Here is a 4,110-nt window from a genome sequence, read left to right as displayed (position 1 = left end):
TGTGCCTCAACGTCGAGGTGCTCTCCAGCGACGGCATGTCCATCGAGATGCGTGACACCGACGAGGACGTCTTCCGCGCCGCGGAGGAGCTCGGTATCGACCTGTCCCGGCGTGAGCCGAGCAGCGTGGAAGAAGTCTGAGGGGGAGATCGCACAAAATGCTAGACGTCAACTTCTTCGACGAGCTTCGGATCGGGCTGGCGACGGCCGACGACATTCGTCAGTGGTCGCACGGCGAGGTCAAGAAGCCGGAGACCATCAACTACCGCACGCTCAAGCCGGAAAAGGACGGGCTCTTCTGCGAGAAGATCTTCGGCCCGACCCGCGACTGGGAGTGCTACTGCGGCAAGTACAAGCGTGTCCGGTTCAAGGGCATCATCTGTGAGCGCTGCGGCGTCGAGGTGACGCGCGCCAAGGTGCGTCGTGAGCGGATGGGCCACATCGAGCTGGCCGCGCCCGTCACGCACATCTGGTACTTCAAGGGTGTTCCCTCGCGCCTCGGCTACCTGCTCGACCTGGCCCCGAAGGACCTGGAGAAGGTCATCTACTTCGCGGCCTACATGATCACGCATGTCGACACCGAGATGCGTGAGCGTGACCTGCCCTCGCTGGAGGCGAAGATCTCCGTCGAGCGGCAGCACATCGAGCAGCGCCGCGACTCCGACGTCGAGACCAGGCAGAAGAAGCTCGAAAGCGACCTGGCCGAGCTCGAGGCCGCCGGCGCCAAGGGCGACCAGCGCCGCAAGGTCCGTGAGGGCGCCGAGCGCGAGATGCGTCAGCTGCGCGACCGCGCCCAGCGCGAGATCGACCGGCTCGACGAGGTCTGGAGCCGCTTCAAGAACCTCAAGGTCCAGGACCTCGAGGGCGACGAGCTGCTCTACCGCGAGATGCGCGACCGTTTCGGCCGCTACTTCAAGGGCGGCATGGGCGCGCAGGCGATCCAGGAGCGCCTGGTCAGCTTCGACCTCGACGCCGAGGCCGAGAACCTTCGCGAGACCATCCGCAGCGGCAAGGGCCAGAAGAAGGCCCGCGCGCTCAAGCGGCTCAAGGTCGTGTCGGCGTTCCTCAACACGACCAACTCACCGCGCGGCATGGTGCTCGACTGCATCCCGGTCATCCCGCCGGACCTGCGCCCGATGGTGCAGCTCGACGGTGGCCGGTTCGCGACCTCCGACCTCAACGACCTCTACCGCCGGGTCATCAACCGCAACAACCGGCTCAAGCGTCTGCTCGACCTCGGCGCGCCCGAGATCATCGTGAACAACGAGAAGCGGATGCTGCAGGAGGCCGTCGACGCGCTGTTCGACAACGGCCGTCGCGGTCGCCCGGTCACCGGCCCCGGCAACCGTCCGCTGAAGTCCCTGAGCGACATGCTCAAGGGTAAGCAGGGCCGCTTCCGCCAGAACCTGCTGGGCAAGCGCGTCGACTACTCCGGCCGTTCGGTCATCGTCGTCGGCCCGCAGCTCAAGCTGCACCAGTGCGGTCTGCCCAAGCAGATGGCGCTGGAGCTGTTCAAGCCGTTCGTGATGAAGCGGCTGGTCGACCTCAACCACGCCCAGAACATCAAGTCGGCCAAGCGGATGGTCGAGCGGGCACGCCCCGTGGTGTGGGACGTCCTCGAAGAGGTCATCACCGAGCACCCCGTGCTGCTCAACCGTGCTCCGACGCTCCACCGCCTGGGCATCCAGGCGTTCGAGCCGCAGCTGGTCGAGGGCAAGGCCATCCAGATCCACCCGCTCGTCTGCACCGCGTTCAACGCGGACTTCGACGGCGACCAGATGGCCGTGCACCTGCCGCTGTCGGCTGAGGCCCAGGCCGAGGCACGCATTCTGATGCTCTCGACCAACAACATCCTCAAGCCGGCGGACGGCAAGCCCGTGACGATGCCCACCCAGGACATGGTCATCGGCCTCTACTGGCTGACCACCCAGAAGGACGGCGCGCTGGGCGAGGGCCGCGTGTTCGGCTCGATCGCCGAGGCGCAGATGGCCTTCGACCGCCGCGAGCTGGAGATTCAGGCGAAGATCCAGATCCGGCTGAAGGACGTCCTGCCGCCGCGTGACTGGGTCGCGCCGGAAGGCTGGGAGCAGGGCGACCCGATCCGGCTGGAGACGACGTTCGGGCGGTGCCTGTTCAACCAGACGCTGCCCGACAGCTATCCGTTCGTCGACTTCCAGGTCGGCAAGAAGCAGCTGTCCACGATCGTGAACGAGCTGGCGGAGACCTACCCCAAGATCGAGGTCGCCAACGCGCTCGACGCGCTCAAGGACGCCGGCTTCCGCTGGGCGACCCGCTCCGGCGTCACGATCTCGATCGAGGACGTCGTCGCGCCGCCCAACAAGACCGACATCATGGAGAGCTACGAGCGCCGGGCCGACAAGGTCCAGCGCGAGTACGAACGCGGTCTGATCACCGACGAGGAGCGCCGTCAGGAGCTCATCGAGATCTGGACGCACGCGACGGCCGACGTCGAGACCGACATGGTCAGCGCCTTCCCGGCGACCAACCCGGTCTGGATGATGGTCAACTCCGGCGCCCGCGGTAACAAGATGCAGGTCCGGCAGATCGCCGGCATCCGCGGCCTGGTGTCCAACACCAAGGGTGAGACGATCCCGCGGCCGATCAAGGCCTCGTTCCGCGAGGGCCTGTCGGTGCTGGAATACTTCATCTCCACCCACGGCCAGCGGAAGGGTCTCGCCGACACCGCCCTGCGTACCGCCGACTCGGGCTACCTGACCCGTCGTCTGGTGGACGTCGCGCAGGACGTCATCGTGCGCGAGATCGACTGCGGCACCGACCGCGCCGTCCCGCTGCACGTCGGCGAGCGCGACGCGGCCGGCAACCTCGTCAAGGCCGAGAACGCCGAGTCCAACGTGCACGGCCGCATCCTGGCCGAGGACGTCGAGGTCGACGGCAAGGTCATCGTGCCCGCGGGTGTCGACATCAACGACAACCACGTCACGGCTCTGGTCGAGGCGGGCGTCGAGTCGGTCCGCACCCGCAGCGCGCTGGTCTGCGAGGCCAAGATCGGTGTCTGCGCGACGTGCTACGGCCGTTCGCTGGCCACCGGCAAGCTCGTGGACGTCGGCGAGGCGGTCGGCATCATCGCCGCCCAGTCGATCGGTGAGCCGGGCACGCAGCTCACGATGCGGACGTTCCACACCGGTGGTGTGGCCGGCGCCGACATCACCCACGGTCTTCCCCGTGTCACGGAGCTGTTCGAGGCGCGCATCCCCAAGGGTGTCGCCCCGATCTCCGAGGCCGAGGGCCGGGCTCGCATCGACGAGACCGACAAGACCAGGAAGGTCGTGATCACCCCCGACGACGGCTCGGAGGAGATCGCCTACCCGGTGTCGATGCGGTCGCGCCTGCTCGTGCAGGACGGCCAGCGCGTCACGGTCGGCCAGCAGCTGGTCGCCGGTGCGGTCAACCCCAACGAGGTGCTGCGCATCCTCGGCCCGCGGGCCGTGCAGCTGCACCTGGTGGCGGAGGTCCAGCAGGTCTACCGCTCGCAGGGTGTGTCCATCCACGACAAGCACATCGAGATCATCGTCCGGCAGATGCTCAAGCGCGTGAACGTGCTGGAGTCCGGTGACACCGACCTGCTGCCCGGCGAGCTCGTCGAGCGTCCGCGCTTCGAGCAGATGAACCGCGAGACGGTGGCGGAGAGCGGCTCCCCGGCCGCCGGCCGCCCGGTGCTCATGGGCATCACGAAGGCGTCGCTCGCCACCGAGTCGTGGCTGTCGGCGGCCTCCTTCCAGGAGACCACCAGGGTCCTGACGGACGCGGCCATCCACGCCAAGTCCGACTCGCTCCTGGGCCTGAAGGAGAACGTCATCATCGGTAAGCTCATCCCGGCCGGAACGGGCATGCCGCAATACCGCAACATCCGGGTCGAGCCGACCGAGGAGGCCAAGGCGGCCATGTACACCGTCGGCGGTTACGACGGCTCGGCGGCCGACTACACGTTCGGCACCGGCAGCGGCGAGGCCGTCCCGCTGGAGGAGTACGACTTCGGCCAGTACAACCGGTGATTGCTTAGCCAACGGCACGTGAACGCGCCCGGGTCTCCCGATCAGGAGACCCGGGCGCTTCGCACTCCCACCCCGCC

1 protein-coding gene is annotated in these 4,110 nt (G+C 67.5%); it reads left to right on the top strand.

What is annotated here, in order from left to right:
* Positions 1–157 precede the first annotated feature (157 nt).
* On the top strand, positions 158–4,033 hold the full coding sequence (locus E1267_RS42800; protein ID WP_132341906.1) for a DNA-directed RNA polymerase subunit beta': 3,876 nt from the start codon (positions 158–160) through the stop codon (positions 4,031–4,033).
* Positions 4,034–4,110 lie beyond the last annotated feature (77 nt).

The sequence above is a fragment of the Nonomuraea longispora genome (assembly GCF_004348345.1).
Taxonomy (GTDB): domain Bacteria; phylum Actinomycetota; class Actinomycetes; order Streptosporangiales; family Streptosporangiaceae; genus Nonomuraea; species Nonomuraea longispora.
The sequence above is the reverse complement of the archived record's forward strand: the minus strand, read 5'-3'. Positions and strand labels throughout refer to the sequence as shown.